General features: G+C 62.7%; 18 protein-coding genes. 9 read left to right on the top strand and 9 right to left on the bottom strand.

Annotated elements, in window-relative coordinates; genetic code table 11:
• Nucleotides 1-231: hypothetical protein (locus tag TZ03_RS31720; RefSeq protein WP_236692923.1), on the bottom strand; the 231-nt coding region annotated here is incomplete at its 3' end.
• Nucleotides 232-845: 614 nt separating this feature from the next.
• Nucleotides 846-2,045, bottom strand: coding sequence for a tyrosine--tRNA ligase (gene tyrS, locus TZ03_RS27625; RefSeq protein ID WP_051101492.1), 1,200 nt, complete (start codon nt 2,043-2,045; stop codon nt 846-848).
• 213 nt (nt 2,046-2,258) lie between these two features.
• Here tyrS and TZ03_RS27630 point away from each other — a divergent pair, with 213 nt between their 5' ends.
• Both TZ03_RS27630 and TZ03_RS27635 read left to right on the top strand, forming a co-directional pair.
• Complete coding sequence (locus tag TZ03_RS27630; protein WP_051101493.1) at nt 2,259-3,680, top strand: peptidoglycan DD-metalloendopeptidase family protein; 1,422 nt, start codon at nt 2,259-2,261, stop codon at nt 3,678-3,680.
• A gap of 3 nt (nt 3,681-3,683) precedes the next feature.
• Nucleotides 3,684-4,775: an anhydro-N-acetylmuramic acid kinase gene (locus TZ03_RS27635; RefSeq protein ID WP_051101494.1), complete on the top strand. Its 1,092-nt coding sequence runs from the start codon at nt 3,684-3,686 to the stop codon at nt 4,773-4,775.
• 59 nt (nt 4,776-4,834) lie between these two features.
• Here the strand turns inward: TZ03_RS27635 and erpA are convergent, their stop codons facing one another.
• Both erpA and argC read right to left on the bottom strand, forming a co-directional pair.
• Nucleotides 4,835-5,185 carry an iron-sulfur cluster insertion protein ErpA gene (erpA, locus tag TZ03_RS27640; RefSeq protein WP_028633511.1) on the bottom strand — a complete coding sequence of 117 codons (351 nt, stop codon included), beginning with the start codon at nt 5,183-5,185 and terminating at the stop codon, nt 4,835-4,837.
• Nucleotides 5,186-5,351: 166 nt separating this feature from the next.
• A complete protein-coding gene (argC, locus tag TZ03_RS27645; RefSeq protein WP_008089527.1) occupies nt 5,352-6,386 on the bottom strand; it encodes an N-acetyl-gamma-glutamyl-phosphate reductase in 1,035 nt (344 codons plus the stop codon).
• A 142-nt stretch (nt 6,387-6,528) separates the two neighbouring features.
• Between argC and hemJ the strand changes: the two genes are divergently transcribed.
• From hemJ to TZ03_RS27675, 6 genes are all read left to right on the top strand, one after another.
• Entirely contained in the window at nt 6,529-6,954 is a 426-nt protein-coding gene (hemJ, locus tag TZ03_RS27650) for a protoporphyrinogen oxidase HemJ (RefSeq protein WP_051101495.1), read from the top strand.
• A 28-nt stretch (nt 6,955-6,982) separates the two neighbouring features.
• A complete protein-coding gene (locus TZ03_RS27655; RefSeq protein WP_051101496.1) occupies nt 6,983-7,939 on the top strand; it encodes an NAD(P)H-dependent flavin oxidoreductase in 957 nt (318 codons plus the stop codon).
• Between the two features lie 67 nt (nt 7,940-8,006).
• Nucleotides 8,007-8,789 carry an SDR family NAD(P)-dependent oxidoreductase gene (locus TZ03_RS27660; protein ID WP_051101497.1) on the top strand — a complete coding sequence of 261 codons (783 nt, stop codon included), beginning with the start codon at nt 8,007-8,009 and terminating at the stop codon, nt 8,787-8,789.
• Nucleotides 8,790-8,852: 63 nt separating this feature from the next.
• Nucleotides 8,853-9,191, top strand: a complete 339-nt coding sequence (locus TZ03_RS27665) for a histidine triad nucleotide-binding protein (protein ID WP_051101498.1) — start codon at nt 8,853-8,855, stop codon at nt 9,189-9,191.
• 65 nt (nt 9,192-9,256) lie between these two features.
• Nucleotides 9,257-9,904 (top strand): 2-polyprenyl-3-methyl-6-methoxy-1,4-benzoquinone monooxygenase, encoded by a 648-nt coding sequence (gene coq7, locus TZ03_RS27670; RefSeq protein WP_051101499.1) that lies wholly within the window; start codon nt 9,257-9,259, stop codon nt 9,902-9,904.
• Nucleotides 9,905-9,914: 10 nt separating this feature from the next.
• Nucleotides 9,915-10,955: a hypothetical protein gene (locus TZ03_RS27675; protein ID WP_051101500.1), complete on the top strand. Its 1,041-nt coding sequence runs from the start codon at nt 9,915-9,917 to the stop codon at nt 10,953-10,955.
• Nucleotides 10,956-11,092: 137 nt separating this feature from the next.
• Here the strand turns inward: TZ03_RS27675 and TZ03_RS27680 are convergent, their stop codons facing one another.
• Entirely contained in the window at nt 11,093-11,515 is a 423-nt protein-coding gene (locus tag TZ03_RS27680; protein WP_004376171.1) for an OsmC family protein, read from the bottom strand.
• A 190-nt stretch (nt 11,516-11,705) separates the two neighbouring features.
• Here TZ03_RS27680 and crp point away from each other — a divergent pair, with 190 nt between their 5' ends.
• On the top strand, nt 11,706-12,350 hold the full coding sequence (gene crp, locus TZ03_RS27685) for a cAMP-activated global transcriptional regulator CRP (RefSeq protein ID WP_019436724.1): 645 nt from the start codon (nt 11,706-11,708) through the stop codon (nt 12,348-12,350).
• Here the strand turns inward: crp and TZ03_RS27690 are convergent.
• From TZ03_RS27690 to TZ03_RS27705, 4 genes are all read right to left on the bottom strand, one after another.
• Nucleotides 12,347-13,051, bottom strand: a complete 705-nt coding sequence (locus TZ03_RS27690; protein ID WP_051101501.1) for a biotin/lipoate A/B protein ligase family protein — start codon at nt 13,049-13,051, stop codon at nt 12,347-12,349. The two genes, crp and TZ03_RS27690, sit on opposite strands and share 4 nt — an antisense overlap.
• Nucleotides 13,052-13,219: 168 nt before the next feature.
• Nucleotides 13,220-14,053: an indole-3-glycerol phosphate synthase TrpC gene (trpC, locus tag TZ03_RS27695; protein ID WP_051101502.1), complete on the bottom strand. Its 834-nt coding sequence runs from the start codon at nt 14,051-14,053 to the stop codon at nt 13,220-13,222.
• A complete protein-coding gene (gene trpD, locus TZ03_RS27700; RefSeq protein WP_051101503.1) occupies nt 14,050-15,099 on the bottom strand; it encodes an anthranilate phosphoribosyltransferase in 1,050 nt (349 codons plus the stop codon). Before trpD ends, trpC begins: the two co-directional genes overlap by 4 nt.
• A 9-nt stretch (nt 15,100-15,108) precedes the next feature.
• The gene (locus TZ03_RS27705) at nt 15,109-15,702 is read right to left on the bottom strand and encodes an aminodeoxychorismate/anthranilate synthase component II (protein ID WP_051101504.1); all 594 of its coding nucleotides are present in this window, start codon (nt 15,700-15,702) and stop codon (nt 15,109-15,111) included.
• Between the last annotated feature and the right edge of the window lie 224 nt (nt 15,703-15,926).

Below are 15,926 nucleotides of genomic sequence, written 5' to 3' on the forward strand. Positions count from 1 at the left end.
GTACTCACAAGCACCCACACGAATTGCTTGATTCGATTTGTTAAAGAGCGGTTGGTTAAGAGCTTTTCGTCTCAACCGAGGCGCGCATTCTACGCTTTCCTCATTTGCTGTCAAGCGTTTATTTTGAAGTTTTTGGCGAGAAACTCGTTTAGCTTCAAACACTTGACTCGCTGCGATCTCTCGTAGCGGGAGGCGAATCATACAGCGTTTAGAAGCGCTGTCAACCATCATCTCGACCGCTGGCGATCATTCGATCGTAGCCCTTTCAACTTCGTCCGAACTACCTAACTCTTTGAATTTCAAGGAGTTTGTTGTTCCGATGTCGCTGGAAGTGGGGCGCATTATAAGGGGATTAGGAAGCCCGTCAACCTTTAATTTCAAGAAAGTGAAATATAAGGGCAAAAGACCGCATCAGGGCCGCCAGGTGCTCGCCACAGCCCTTGCAGCGCCTATGAGATCGAGCGCCGCCCGCGCGGCGCATCGCCGGCAAGCCGGCTCCCACATCTGTTTCGGGCCAGTCACTCCTGGGGCCGAGGCACTCGGCCCCCTTGGTGCCCGCCTTTGTAGCGAGCTGGAACGACAAGGGGCGCGCGCCGGCGGCACAGGACACATTGGCCCGAAACAGATGTAGGAGCCGGCTTGCCGGCGATGCGCCGCGCGGGCGGCGCTCGATCTTGTAGGCGCCAGAGAACCCAAGGCAGGCACATCTCAAAGCCAATGTCATCTCAAGGCAGGCCTATAGCCGCCCTGACGCCCACTACAGCAACCACCAAACCCAAACCCCAAAAACAAAACGGGGAGACCTTCCGGCCTCCCCGCTTCTATATAGCTACACCCGCAGGCCATCACTCAGCCTTGAGGGTAACCCGCGCAAACGACTTCTTGCCCGCCTGGCACACATGGGTCGCGCCCAGCGCAAACACGAACTCACGATCAACCACCGCGCCATCAACCTTGACCGCACCGCCACTCAGCAGGTCCCGCGCCTGCGCAGAGTTCTTCACCAGGCCAGCCCGGTTCAGCACGGCAGCAATCGGCAGGTCTTCCGCGGCAGTCACTTCGACTTCCGGCAGGTCTTCCGGCAGCTCGCCTTCCTTCATACGGTTACCCGCCGCACGGTGAGCATTGGCCGCTGCCTCTTCACCATGGAAGCGCGCAACGATCTCTTCCGCCAGCTTGATCTTGATATCGCGCGGGTTGGCGCCATTGGCAACGTCGGCACGGAACTGCTCGATCTCTTCCATGGAACGGAAGCTCAACAGCTCGAAATAACGCCACATCAGGGTATCCGGGATCGACACCAGCTTGCTGTACATCACCCCCGGCGCCTCCTGGATACCTACATAGTTACCCAGCGACTTGGACATCTTCTTCACGCCATCGAGCCCTTCGAGCAGCGGCATGGTCACGATGTTCTGCGCTTCCTGGCCATAGGCACGCTGCAACTCGCGCCCCATCAGCAGGTTGAACTTCTGGTCGGTACCACCCAACTCCACATCCGCCTTCAGCGCCACCGAGTCATAACCCTGCACAAGCGGGTACAGGAACTCATGGATGGCGATCGGCTGGTTGCTGGTGTAGCGCTTGTCGAAGTCATCGCGCTCTAGCATGCGCGCAACGGTGTATTGCGAAGCCAGGCGAATGAAGTCGGCCGGGGTCAGCTTGTCCATCCAGGTGGAGTTGAACGCAACCTCGGTCTTGGCCGGGTCGAGGATCTTGAACACCTGCTGCTTGTAAGTCTCGGCGTTATCCAGCACCTGCTCGCGGGTCAGCGGCGGGCGCGTGGTGCTCTTGCCGCTGGGGTCGCCGATCATGCCGGTGAAGTCACCGATGAGGAAGATGACCTGGTGCCCCAGGTCCTGGAACTGACGCAGCTTGTTGATCAGCACCGTGTGCCCAAGGTGCAGGTCAGGCGCGGTCGGGTCGAAGCCGGCCTTGATGCGCAGAGGCTGGCCACGCTTGAGCTTCTCCACCAGTTCCGACTCGACCAGTACTTCTTCCGCACCGCGCTTGATAAGCGCCAGCTGCTCTTCAACCGACTTCATAGACAAACCCGCAAGGCTCAGATTCAGGGGGAGCCAACCATACAAGATCGGCCGTCAATTACAAGTTTCGCAAAGGAATGTGACCCGCGCACGGGGTTGCGGCGTCTACGCGCCCTTGCGCGAAAATGGATTTGGTTATATTTTATACAGTTATTTCATCTTCATCATGTCATTCATCTTTTCCATTTCACCTTTTTCAAAGTCACCTTGCCCATGACCAACGAACCGCCTAAAGCGCCCCCGCTTTATCCGAAGAGCCATCTGTTGGCCGCCAGCGGCATCGCCGCCCTGCTCAGCCTGGCCTTGCTGGTATTCCCCTCCAGCGAAGTGGAAGCCAAGAAAACCACCCTCAACCTCGAGCTGGAGAGCCCTGCCGAGCAGTTGAAGGACGAATCCCGCGCTGCACCCCTGGTGCAGGCCGACAGTGAGCAAGGCTCGCCGTTCGCCCAGATCGAAGGCGCCGCCCCCGAGACCCAGAAGGCCGAGCAGCAAGCCCCTGCCGCCGAACCGGTCGCCGAGGCCGCCAAGGACCCTGGCCATCGCGAAATCACCGTGGCCCGTGGCGACACTCTGTCCACCCTGTTCGCCAAGGTCGGCCTGCCGGCCAATGCGGTGCATGACCTGCTGGCCAGCAACAAGCAGGCCAAGCAGTTCAGCCAGCTCAAGCACGGCCAGGTGCTGCAGTTCGAGCTCGACAAGGATGGCCAACTGGCCAGCCTGCACAGCAAGGTCAGCAACCTCGAAACCATTCGCCTGACCAAGACCGCCAAGGGCTACACCTTCAACCGCGAAATCAGCAAGCCGCTGGTGCGTACCGCTTATGCCCACGGCGTGATCAAAAGCTCGCTGTCGGCTTCGGCCCAGCGTGCCGGCCTGTCCCACAGCATGACCATGGATATGGCGCGGGTGCTCGGGTACGACATCGATTTCGCCCAGGATATTCGCCAGGGCGACGAATTCGATGTGGTTTACGAGCAGAAGGTGATGGACGGCAAAGTCGTCGGCACCGGCAACATCCTGTCCGCCCGCTTCACCAACCGCGGCAAGACCTACACCGCCGTGCGCTACACCAACAAGCAGGGCAACACTAGCTACTACACTGCCGACGGCAACAGCCTGCGCAAGGCCTTCATCCGCACCCCGGTGGACTTCGCCCGCATCAGCTCGCGCTTTTCCGCCGGCCGCAAGCACCCGATCCTGAACAAGATCCGCGCCCACAAGGGCGTCGACTACGCCGCCCCACGCGGCACGCCGATCAAGGCTGCCGGTGACGGCCGCATCGAATTGGCCGGGCGCCGCGGCGGTTACGGCAACACCGTGATCATCCAGCACGGCAACCGCTACAAGACGCTGTACGGCCACATGCAGGGCTTTGCCAAAGGCATCAAGACCGGCAGCTCGGTCAAGCAGGGCCAGATCATTGGCTACATCGGCACCACCGGCCTGTCCACCGGCCCGCACCTGCACTATGAGTTCCAGGTCAACGGTGTTCACGTCGACCCGCTGAGCCAGAAGGTGCCGATGGCCGACCCGATCGCCAAGAACGAGCGCCAGCGCTTCCTGCAGCAGAGCCAGCCGCTGATTGCCCGCATGGATCAGGAAAAGGCCACCCTGCTCGCAGCGAACAAGCGCTAAGCCATGGCGCTTTACCTGGGGGTAATGTCCGGCACCAGCCTTGATGGCCTGGACATTGCCCTGATCGAACAAGGCGAGCAGCTTGAGCTGCTTGCCACCCACTACCTGCCCATGCCCAGCGACCTGCGTCAGGATCTGCTTGCCCTGTGCAGCAGCGGCCCGGACGAGATCGCACGTGCTGCGCTGGCAGAAAACCGCTGGGCCACCCTGGCAGGCGAAGGTATTCAACAGTTGCTGGGCAAACAGGGGCTGCCGGCCAGTGCCATCCGCGCCATTGGCAGCCACGGCCAGACCATCCGCCATGAGCCTGCGCGCGGCTTTACCGTGCAGATCGGTAACCCGGCGCTACTCGCCGAGCTCACCGGCATCAGCGTGGTTGCCGACTTCCGCCGACGCGACGTGGCAGCCGGGGGCCAAGGTGCACCGCTGGTACCGGCCTTCCACGAAACCCTGTTCAGCCACCTTGGCCAACGCCTGGCTGTCCTCAACGTGGGCGGTTTCAGCAACCTCAGCCTGATCGAGCAAGACAAACCGGTCCACGGCTTCGACTGCGGCCCCGGCAACGTGCTGCTGGATGCCTGGATCGAGCGCAAGCGCGGCCAGGCCTACGATGCCGATGGTGCCTGGGCGGCCTCGGGTACGGTGCAAGTCGATTTGCTCAAGGCACTTCTGGCCGACCCGTTCTTCGCCGGTAGCGGGCCGAAGAGCACCGGCCGCGAAGTGTTCAACCTGCCTTGGCTGGATGGCCACCTTGCCCGCTTGCCCGGTTACCGCGACGAGGATGTGCAGGCGACGTTGCTGGAACTGACCGCACGCAGCATCATCGAGTCGCTTGGCAACGCCCAACAAAACACTGAAGCACTGCTGGTATGTGGTGGTGGCGCACGTAACGGCGCACTGATGGCCCGTCTTGGCCAACTGCTGCCCAATGCCCGTGTCGCCAGCACCGGCGCCCATGGCGTGGACCCGGACTGGGTCGAGGCCATGGCCTTCGCCTGGCTGGCCCACTGCTGCCTCGAAGGCATCGCCGCCAACCGCCCCAGCGTCACGGCGGCCAAGGGCCTGCGCGTACTGGGTGCAATCTACCCGGCATAGCCGCTACACCAGAAAGCAAAACGCCGCGCAATTGCGCGGCGTTTTCGTAAGGCCAGGCCTCAGATCGAGAACGAGGAACCGCAACCGCAGGTGGTCGCGGCATTCGGGTTCTTGATCACGAAACGCGAGCCTTCCAGGCCTTCCTGGTAGTCCACTTCGGCACCAGCCAGGTACTGGAAGCTCATCGGATCGACCACCAGGGAGACGCCCTCGCGCTCGACGATAGTGTCATCTTCAGCCACATCTTCATCGAAGGTGAAGCCGTACTGGAAGCCCGAGCAGCCACCACCAGTCACGAACACGCGCAACTTCAGGCGATCGTTGCCTTCCTCGGACACCAGGGTCTTCACCTTTTGCGCAGCGCCATGGGTGAATTCCAAAGCCGTTGGGGTGAAGGTTTCGACGCTCATGTTGATTCTCCCGGCGCAATGCCGCCATAAAACTCGATGACGCGCATTATCCGCTTTCCCGAGAAAATCGGTCAACAATACGTAAGCCGCAAGTGACAAGCTACAAGCCTCAAGCTGAACACGACTCGCTCGCTTGTAGCTTGCAGCTTGAAACTTGCCGCTGCTGTCAAGGCAGCAAACCGGCGTGAGACAGCCCCATGCGCTCGTCCAGGCCGAACAGGATGTTCAGGTTCTGCACAGCCTGGCCGGACGCGCCCTTGACCAGGTTGTCGATTACCGACAGCACCACCACCAGGTCACCACCCTGTGGGCGATGGACGGCAATGCGGCAAACGTTGGCACCGCGCACGCTGCGGGTTTCCGGGTGGCTGCCGGCCGGCATCACGTCGACGAACGGTTCATCGGCGTAGCGCTTCTCGAACAGTGCCTGCAGGTCGACCGAGGTATCGGCGACCGTTGCGTACAGGGTGGCATGGATACCACGGATCATCGGAGTGAGGTGCGGGACGAAGGTCAGGCCAATGTCCTTGCCAGCGGCCAGGCGCAGGCCTTGGCTGATCTCCGGCAGGTGACGATGGCCCTTGACTGCGTAGGCCTTCATGCTTTCACCCGCCTCGCAGAACAGCGAGCCCACTGCAGCACCGCGGCCAGCGCCGCTGACACCCGACTTGCAGTCGGCGATCAGGCGCGACGGGTCGGCCAGGCCAGCTTCCAGCAGCGGCAGGAAGCCCAGCTGGGTGGCGGTCGGGTAGCAACCGGGCACGGCGATCAAGCGCGCCTGGCGGATCTTCTCACGGTTGACCTCAGGCAGGCCGTAGACCGCGTCCTTGAGCAGCTCTGGTGCGCCGTGCGGCTGGCCGTACCACTTGCCCCACTCGGTGGCGTCCTGCAGTCGGAAGTCAGCTGACAGGTCGATCACCTTGGTGCCGGCCGCCAGCAGTTCGCCGGCCAGGGCATGGGCAACACCGTGCGGGGTGGCGAAGAACACCACGTCGCAGGCCGCCAGGGCCTTGCTGTCCGGCACGCTGAACGCCAGCCCGTCGTAATGGCCGCGCAGGTTCGGGTACATGTCCGCCACCGCCACGCCCGCCTCGGAGCGCGACGTGATGACCGCCACTTCGGCCTGTGGATGCTGTGCCAGCAGACGCAACAGTTCGACGCCGGTGTAACCCGTGCCGCCGACGATACCGACCTTGATCATAACGCTTGCCCCTTATCAACGAGCCGTCTGGAAAGCGCACGATAATAGGGGCGCAAGGCGCCTGTAACAACTCTTCGGGTGACCCTTCGGGCGCTTGACCACTACTATCTGACGACCGTGAATACCTGAAGGAACTCCCTCCATGCTTTACCTATGGATCAAAGCGCTGCACATCGTCAGCGTGGTCTGCTGGTTCGCCGGCCTGTTCTACCTGCCGCGGCTGTTCGTCTACCACGCCCAGAGCCAGGACAGCATCAGCCAGGAACGCTTCGTGACCATGGAACGCAAGCTGCTGCGCGGCATCATGAACCCGGCGATGATCGCCACCTACGTGTTCGGCGCCTGGATGCTCTACCTTACCCCCGGCTGGCTGAGCCAGGGCTGGCTGCATGCCAAGCTCACCCTGGTGATTCTGCTGACCGGCTACCATCACATGTGCAGCGCCCAGTACAAACGCTTCGCCAAAGGCACCAACACCCGTAGCCACGTCTACTATCGCTGGTTCAACGAAGTGCCCGTGCTGTTCCTGCTGGGTATCGTAATTCTGGTGGTGGTCAAACCGTTCTGAGATAGCCACCCATTCAAGGAGCCTAACCATGCCGCTACCCGCCTCGCTCGAACAACGCCTGCGCCTGCCCGTGGTCGCCGCACCGATGTTCCTGATCTCCAACCCCAAGCTGGTGCTGGCGTGCTGCGCTAGTGGCGTGGTCGGCAGCTTCCCCGCCCTGAACCAGCGCGACAGCGCTGGCTTCAAAGCCTGGCTGGAAGAGATCGAGGCAGGCCTGGCGCAATTGCAGTCGCCGGCGCCCTACGCCGTCAACCTGATCGTCCACCCAACCAACCCACGCCTGCAGGCCGACCTGGCCTTGTGCGTGGAACACCACGTGCCGATCGTCATCACCAGCCTGGGTGCGGTGAAGGAAGTGGTCGATGCCGTGCACGGTTACGGCGGCCTGGTGTTCCACGATGTCACCACCCGCCGCCATGCAGAGAAGGCCGCCGAAGCAGGTGTCGATGGCCTGATCGCCGTCGCTGCAGGCGCAGGCGGGCATGCCGGCACCTGCAACCCATTCGCCCTGGCCGCAGAGATTCGCCAGTTCTTCGACAAGACCCTGCTGCTGGCCGGCTGCCTCAACCATGGCCATGAGATCCTCGCCGCGCAAATGCTGGGGGCCGACCTGGCGTACATGGGCACCCGCTTCATCGCCACGGCAGAAAGCCAGGCCCAGGATGCCTACAAGCAGATGCTGCTCGATGCTCACGCCGCCGACATCATCCACACCCCGGCAGTGTCCGGCATCCCCGCCAGCTTCCTGCGGGCTAGCCTGGAGCAGGCCGGCTACGACATGGATGCCCTCAAGGGTGGCCACGAGCAAGGCAAGCTCAAGCCGATCGACGACGAGGCCAAGGCCTGGAAGACCGTCTGGTCGGCGGGCCAAGGGGTCGGTGGCATCGACGATCTGCCCAGTGCCAGCGTGTTGATCGAACGCCTGCACAACGAGTACCGGCAAGCCCTGGAACGTTGCCACGCCCTACGCGCCCGCACCTTGTAGCAAAAGGCAACACCTTGCCCGGGCAAGCTGTACACTAGGCGCCCTCTTCCGCCCCCAGGAGCCTTGCATGACCCGTTACGCCATGATCACTGGTGCTTCCAGCGGCCTGGGCCTGGCCCTGGCGGAAGCCCTGGCGCGGCGCGGGCGCAACCTGATCCTGGTGGCTCGCCAGCGTGAAACGCTGGAACCGGTGGCCATCGAGTTGACCCAGCGTTTCGGTGTCGAGGTATTGTTCCGCGCCTGCGATCTCAGCCAGCCGCTGCGCCTGTCGGGCTTCGTGCTGGAACTGGAAGAAGGCGAGCGGCGTATCGACCTGCTGGTCAACTGTGCCGGCCTGCGCACCTATGGGCCGTTCCTGGCCCATGAATGGGCCGACGAGCAGGACTTGCTGGAGGTCAACGTACTGGCCCTGAGCCGCCTGTGCCACGCCATCGGCAACCTGATGGCCGTGCAAGGTGGCGGGCAGATCCTCAACGTCGCCGGCCTGGCCGGGGTGGCGCCTGGGCCGTGGATGGCTGCTTACGCCGCCAGCAAAGCCTATGTGCTGAGCTTCTCGCAGGCCCTGCGCGAAGAACTCAAGCGCACCGGCATCAAGGTCTCGGTGCTGTGCCCCGGTCCGGTGCGCTCCTCGCGCCGGCGCATTGCGCGGCTCGATGGCAAACCTCGCTGCCTCAGCCCCGAGGAAGTGGCGCTGTACACCGTGCGCGCACTGGACAAGAATCGCGCGGTGATCATGCCCGGCCGGCGCAACCGCTGGCTGGCGTTCGCCCCGCGCCTGTTGCCGCACTGGCTGGTGCGCAAGCTGGCCGGGGTCATCCACCGCCGCTATTGCCCGGCCGGCATGGAATAGCCACTGGGCGAGCGGCGCCCGGCTGAGTACACTCGGCCCGACCCTCACCATGGAGCAAGTGCTGTGGACGATCTATTCCTCAAAATCATCAACCGGGAAATCCCGGCGGATATCATCTATGAAGATGACCAGATCCTGGCCTTCAAGGACATTGCACCCGCGGCACCGGTACATTTTCTGGTCATCCCGAAAAAGCACATTCGTACTCTCAATGACCTGACCGAAGAGGACAAGGCCCTGGCCGGCCACATCCTGTTCACCGCCCAGCGCCTGGCTATCGAGCAAGGCTGCGAGGACGGCTTCCGCGTGGTCATGAACTGCAACCCGCAAGGCGGCCAGACCGTCTACCACATCCACATGCATGTGCTCGGCCAGCGCCAGATGCACTGGCCACCGGGCTGATCCACGGCAAGCGACCCTGCCACTATTGCGGTAAACTGTCGGGCACACTCTTGCGGAGGTGCCCGATGGCTACCGAACGTCACTACTCGCCGCTCGACCGCTTGTTGCTGCAGGCCGATACCGCCATGCGCACCTTGCTGCCCTTCAGCGGCCAACCCTCCCGGCCCTCGCCGGCCATCGTCCAGCCGGACGTCGACCTGGACGAGCAGCAGGCCCGCCATGTTGCCGGGCTGATGCGTATCAACCACACCGGTGAAGTCTGCGCCCAGGCGCTCTACCAGGGTCAGGCCCTGACCGCCAAGCTGCCCGAAGTGCGCAAGGCCATGGAGCATGCCGCCGAGGAAGAAGTGGACCACCTGGCCTGGTGCGAACAGCGCATTCGTCAGTTGAACAGCCACCCGAGCGTACTCAACCCACTGTTCTACGGCATGTCGTTCGGCATCGGCGCCCTCGCCGGGCTGGTCAGCGACAAGGTCAGCCTGGGCTTCGTCGCCGCCACCGAGCACCAGGTGTGCAAGCACCTCGACGAGCACCTGGAGCAGATCCCGCACGAAGACGAAAAGTCGCGGGCCATTCTCGAGCAGATGCGCATCGACGAAGAGCAGCACGCCGAGTCTGCACTGGAAGCCGGCGGTTACCGCTTCCCTGCCCCCGTTCGCTTCGGCATGAGCTTGCTGGCCAAGGTCATGACCAAGAGCACCTACCGCATCTGAAGGCACCGCCATGACGGACCGCTTCGACGCCAAGGACCTGGCGCATGCCGTACAAGCCGGCATCCTCCAGCCGGGCCAGGACCAGGCCCTGCTGGCGTTTCTACGCCAGCAGCCGGCACAACGCGGCAGCTTCCAGCTGGCCCATGTCGCCTTCTACTTTGGCGCCATGCTGATCATGGCGGCCATGGGCTGGTTGCTCACCGAGGCCTGGATGCGCATCGGCGACTGGGCACTGCTGGTCATCGCCAGCCTCTACATCCTGCTGGTCACCTTGTTCGCCCTGAACCTGCAACGACGCGCCCAGCCTGTCGCTGCCGGGGTACTGGCGGCGGTCGCGGTCAGCATCGTGCCACTGGCTGTATTCGCCATCGAACGCCTGGCCGGCTGGTGGCCGCTGGATGACGTGCAGACGAACTATCACCAGTACTACACCTACGTGCAGGGCGGCTGGCTGGCGATGGAGGCAGCCACGGTGCTGGCCGGGTTGTTGATGCTGCGGCTGATTCCCTACCCGTTCATCGTCATGCCGATTGCCGTGGCCTTGTGGTTCATGTCGATGGACCTGAGCGAGTGGTTTTTCGGTTCGCCGTTCAGCTGGGAGCAGCGCCGTGAAGTTTCGCTGTGGTTCGGGCTGGGGATGCTGGTGGTGTTCCTGGTGGTGGACGGTCGCACGCGCGAAGACTACGCCCGCTGGGGTTATCTGGCCGGGCTGGCGGCATTCTGGGGCGGGTTGACGCTGCTGGACAGCGGCAGCGAGCTGGGCAAGGCCATGTACTGCCTGATCAATATCGCGCTGATGGGCATGGCGGTGATGTTGCGCCGGCCGGTGTTCATGGTGTTCGGGGCGCTGGGGGTGGCGGCTTACCTGGGGTATCTGTCGTATGAGGTGTTTGCCGACTCGCTGCTGTTCCCGGTGGTGGTGACCTTGATCGGGTTGGGGGTTATCTGGCTGGGGCTGGTTTACCAGAAGCGGCGGGAGCGGTTGAGCCAGGTGATGCGGGGTTGCTTGCCGCAATGGCTGCGGGCTGCACTGCCGGCGCTTCGCAGCTGATATTGCCGGGGCCGCTTTGCGGCCCATCGCCGGCAAGCCAGCTCCCACAGGGATTGCACAGGGCTTGAGGCTAATGCGGTCCATGTGCAAGCTGGCTTGCCGGCGATGGGCTGCGAAGCAGCCCCAAAGTCTCGGCCTTAACCCAGCTCTACGATTTCATACCCGTGGGTAATCTCAACCCCGGCACGCTCGAGCATGATCGAAGCCGAGCAGTACTTCTCCGCCGACAGCTCTACCGCCCGCTTGACCTGGGCCTCTTTCAGCCCACGCCCCTTCACCACGAAGTTCATGTGAATCTTGGTGAACACCTTTGGGTCTTCGCTGGCGCGCTCGGCCTCCAGGAACGCCTCGCAGCTTTCCACCGCCTGGCGCGACTTCTTCAGAATGCTCACCACGTCAAAGCTGCTGCAGCCACCCAGGCCCAGCAACAGCATTTCCATCGGGCGCACACCCAGGTTACGGCCGCCAGCCTCGGGCGGGCCGTCCATCACGACGACATGGCCGCTCCCCGATTCACCGAGGAACATCGCCTCACCGGCCCACTGGATACGTGCCTTCATCTACCCGGACTCCTGATTTTCGGAAAAGGGTGTCAGCTTAGACCTTGTATGGCTGTGGGAAAAGTACGAGTCGCATCGGTTTAGTACCGAAACATCCTGTGGTGTCTGATAAGCTGGCGCCAAATGACTGGCGCTTGTCGTCAGCCAACCTCTATAAAAGCCTATGCGTCATATCGAACAGGATTTCGTGATGGTTGCCTCCGCCCTACCCGCCAAGATCAAGAACATCGACAAGCTGCTGGTGCACTGCCAGCGCCGCCGCTACACCGCCAAAAGCAACATCATCTGCGCCGGTGACCGGGCCGAGACGCTGTCGTTCATCATCAAGGGTTCGGTAACCATCCTCATCGAGGACGACGACGGCCACGAAATGATCATCGCCTACCTCAACAATGGCGATTTCTTCGGCGAGCTGGGGTTGTTCGAGCCGGTTGACGGTGAACAGCAGCGCAGTGCCTGGGTACGTGCCAAGACCGAATGCGAAGTGGCGGAAATCAGTTACGAGAAGTTTCGCGAACTGGCGCGCCAGGACCCGGAAATCCTCTACGCCCTGGGTAGCCAGATGGCCCAGCGCCTGCGCAACACCACGCGCAAGGTTGGCGACCTGGCGTTCTTCGACGTCACCGGGCGCGTCGCCCGCTGCCTGCTGGAGCTGTGCAAACAACCCGATGCCATGACCCACCCCGACGGCATGCAGATCAAGATCACTCGTCAGGAAATCGGCCGTATCGTCGGTTGCTCGCGGGAAATGGTAGGCCGCGTCCTCAAGGACCTCGAGGAACGCAGCCTGGTGCAGGTAAAAGGCAAGACCATGGTGGTCTACGGTACCCGCTAGTCCTTGGGCAGGTCGGCGAGTACCTTGGCATAGGCCTGCGACAAGCGCTCGAACCAGGGCGCCTCGGGCGCCACTTCGTGCAAGGCAATGTGCGCATCGGCGCGGCAGCGCTGTTCCAGCTCGCAGCACTCGTTGAAGCGGTTGACCGCCGCCACCATCGACTCACGCTCGTTGTCCAGCAACAGCGCACCGTGCACCAGCACCACCGGGCGCTTGCCGCCCAGCCCCTGGCGCCAGCGCTGGGCGGTGCCGACCAGCTTACGGCCATTGAGGTTGACGTTGTAGCGGCCATCGCAGAAAGCACCGTCGATTTCACCTACCGAGGCCACGCCGCCCCATTCGCGCAGCACATCGCACAGCGGCAGGCACAAGCGCTCATAGGCATTTTCGATACGGCCGTGGTCGCCTTCGCTGCGCGGGGCGACGTAGACCAGTGCCACGTTCACCGTCGAATGGGACTGCGGTACGGGCTCACCGCCGGTTTCACGCAACAGCACCGGCCAGCCGGCGATCGCCAGCTCCGCGCAGGCGGCCTCGAAATTGTCCAGGCGGCTCATGCGCCGCGGCATGACCAGAGCGTGGTCGGTGGGGCGCCAGAACAGCACGCCATTGTCGCGTTCGCCGCGGCAAACGGCAGCCAGTAAATCCTGTTCGGCGTGCAGGCCTTGTTCGACGGTCAGGGCCAGGGGTTGATCGGTCATTGATCCACCTTTGATGTTGTTTTTTAGGGCCTCTTCGCGGGCACGCCCGCTCCCACAGAGTCCTCCACCACACTCAAGACATGTGTTGTACCTGTGGGAGCGGGCGCGCCCGCGAAGAGGCCATTGCAGGCACACAAAAAAGCCGGCAAGAAAACCGGCTTCGTTTGGTCAGTCCAGTTGCTGAACAGTCTTCTTCACCTGTTCCGGGAAGAACAACCGCTGCAATTCCAGCCCAGGCTGCTCAGCGCGCATGAATGCCTCCCCCACCAAGAACGAATAAACCTCGTTGATCGCCATCAGCTCCACATCAGCCCGGTTAAGGATACCGCTCTCGGTAATCGCCAGGCGATCACGCGGAATGCGCGGCAGCAGGTCAAGGGTGGTTTCCAGGCTGACCTCGAAAGTATGCAGGTTGCGGTTGTTCACCCCAACCAGCGGCGTATTCAGGGTTTTCAGCGCCCGCTCCAGCTCATCGCCGTCGTGCACTTCCACCAGCACGTCGAGACCGACATCCTTGGCCGTGGCCGCCAGTTCGGCCATCTTCACGTCATCCAGCGCCGACACGATCAGCAGCACGCAGTCTGCGCCCAACGCCCGGGCTTCGACGATCTGGTAAGGGTCGACCATGAAGTCCTTGCGGATCACAGGCAGCGAAACCGCCGCGCGAGCCTGCTGCAGGTACTCATCGGCACCCTGGAAGTAATCGACGTCGGTCAGCACCGACAGGCAGGTAGCGCCGCCCTTCTCGTAGCTGACGGCGATTTCCGCCGGCACGAAGTTTTCGCGGATCACACCCTTGCTGGGCGAAGCTTTCTTGATTTCGGCAATCACCGCCGGCTGCTTGCGCCTGGCCTGCTCGATCAGGGCATTGGCGAAGCCACGCGGGGCATCGGCGGCCTTGGCCAGGCCCTCCAGTTCAGCGAGGCTGACGCGCGCGCTGCGCTCGGCCACTTCCTGGAACTTGCGGGCAATGATCCTTTCCAGCACCGTCGGCACACTCATGCTTCGTTCTCCACCTTGAATACTGCAGTAAAGGCACCCAGCTCCTGCAGCTTCTCCCAGGCCAGCCCGGTGTGCAGAACGTCGTGGGCCAGCTCCACACCGGCCTTCAGGCTCATGGCATGGTCAGCGGCATACAGCGCCGCACCGGCGTTGAGCACGATCATCTCGGCAGCCTTCTGGCCGTTTTCGGTCTTGCGCCGCCCCAGCGCATCACGGATCAGCTCCAGCGACGCCTGCGGGTTCTCGACGGCCAGGCCATGCAGGCTCTGGCTCTTCATGCCGAGGTCCTCCGGCTCGACCCAGTATTCAGTGATTTCGCCATTCTTCAGTTCAGCCACGAAGGTGGGCGCGGCCAGGCTGAACTCGTCCAGCCCGTCCTTCGAATGCACCACCAACACATGCTTGCTGCCCAGGCGCTGCAGTACCTCGGCCAACGGGCGGCACAGGGCCTGGGTGAACACTCCGACCACCTGATGCTTCACTCCGGCCGGATTCGTAAGCGGGCCGAGCATGTTGAACAAGGTACGCAGCCCCAGCTCGCGACGCGGGCCGGCGGCATGCTTCATGGCGGTATGATGGCTTTGCGCGAACATGAAGCCGATGCCCAGGCTGTCGATGCAGCGGGCCACTTGCGTTGGCGTCAGGTTCAGGTAGATCCCCGCCGCTTCCAGCAAGTCGGCGCTGCCGCTCTTGCCCGACACCGCGCGGTTGCCGTGCTTGGCCACGGTGCAGCCCGCCGCCGCCAGGACGAACGATGAAGCGGTGGACACGTTGAAGATGTTGGCGCCATCACCGCCAGTACCGACGATATCGACCACGCCATCGAGGTTTTGCAGTTCGACCTTGTCGGCCAGCTCGCGCATCACCGATACCGCACCGACGATCTCGTCGATGCTTTCGCTCTTCATGCGCATGCCCACCAGGAAGGCGCCAATCTGGGCTTCGCTGCACTGACCGGTCATGATCTGGCGCATGACGTCACGCATCTCATCGGTGGAAAGGTCCAGATGGCCGACGATTCGGCTCAACGCGCTCTTGATATCCATGTTCGGTCCTTAGCGGCGGCCGCCGGTCTGCTTGAGGAAGTTGGCGAACAGCTCGTGGCCCTGTTCGGAGAGGATCGACTCGGGGTGGAACTGCACCCCTTCGATATTCAGGGTCTTGTGGCGCAGGCCCATGATCTCGTCGACCGAGCCGTCTTCGTGGGCGGTCCAGGCGGTGACTTCCAGGCAGTCTGGCAAGGTTTCACGCTTGACCACCAGGGAATGGTAGCGGGTCACGGTCAGCGGGTTGTTGAGGCCGGCGAACACACCCAGGTCGCGATGACGTACCGGGCTGGTCTTGCCATGCATCACCTGCCGGGCACGCACCACATCACCGCCAAAAGCCTGGCCGATGGACTGGTGGCCCAGGCACACGCCCAGAATCGGCAGCTTGCCGGCAAAATGCAGGATGGCCTCGATGGACACGCCTGCCTCGCTCGGCGTGCATGGCCCCGGGGAAACCACGATGCGCTCGGGGTTGAGGGCTTCGATCTGGGCAATGGTCATTTCGTCATTGCGAATGACCTTGACCTCGGCATCCAGCTCGCCAAGGTACTGAACGACGTTGTAAGTAAATGAGTCGTAATTGTCGATCATCAGTAACATCGGGTTAAACCTCTTGAATCTACTGACTTCAGAATTCGAACCTTCCTGTACCAGCCGCAGGCGTGGCTTTGCCACAAAGGGCGGTAAACGGGAAGGCAAACGGGGGCGGGCCGGGCGGGCCGGCAGGGGATAAAGTCAGGCGCGCCAACGCCAACGGGCGTGGGCCTTGATTACGCGCATCAAGAGTTTGCTGACGATCAACACAGGATAGGTCTCGCTCATAC

This window comes from Pseudomonas sp. 10-1B (assembly GCF_000935045.1).
Taxonomy (GTDB): Bacteria; Pseudomonadota; Gammaproteobacteria; order Pseudomonadales; family Pseudomonadaceae; genus Aquipseudomonas.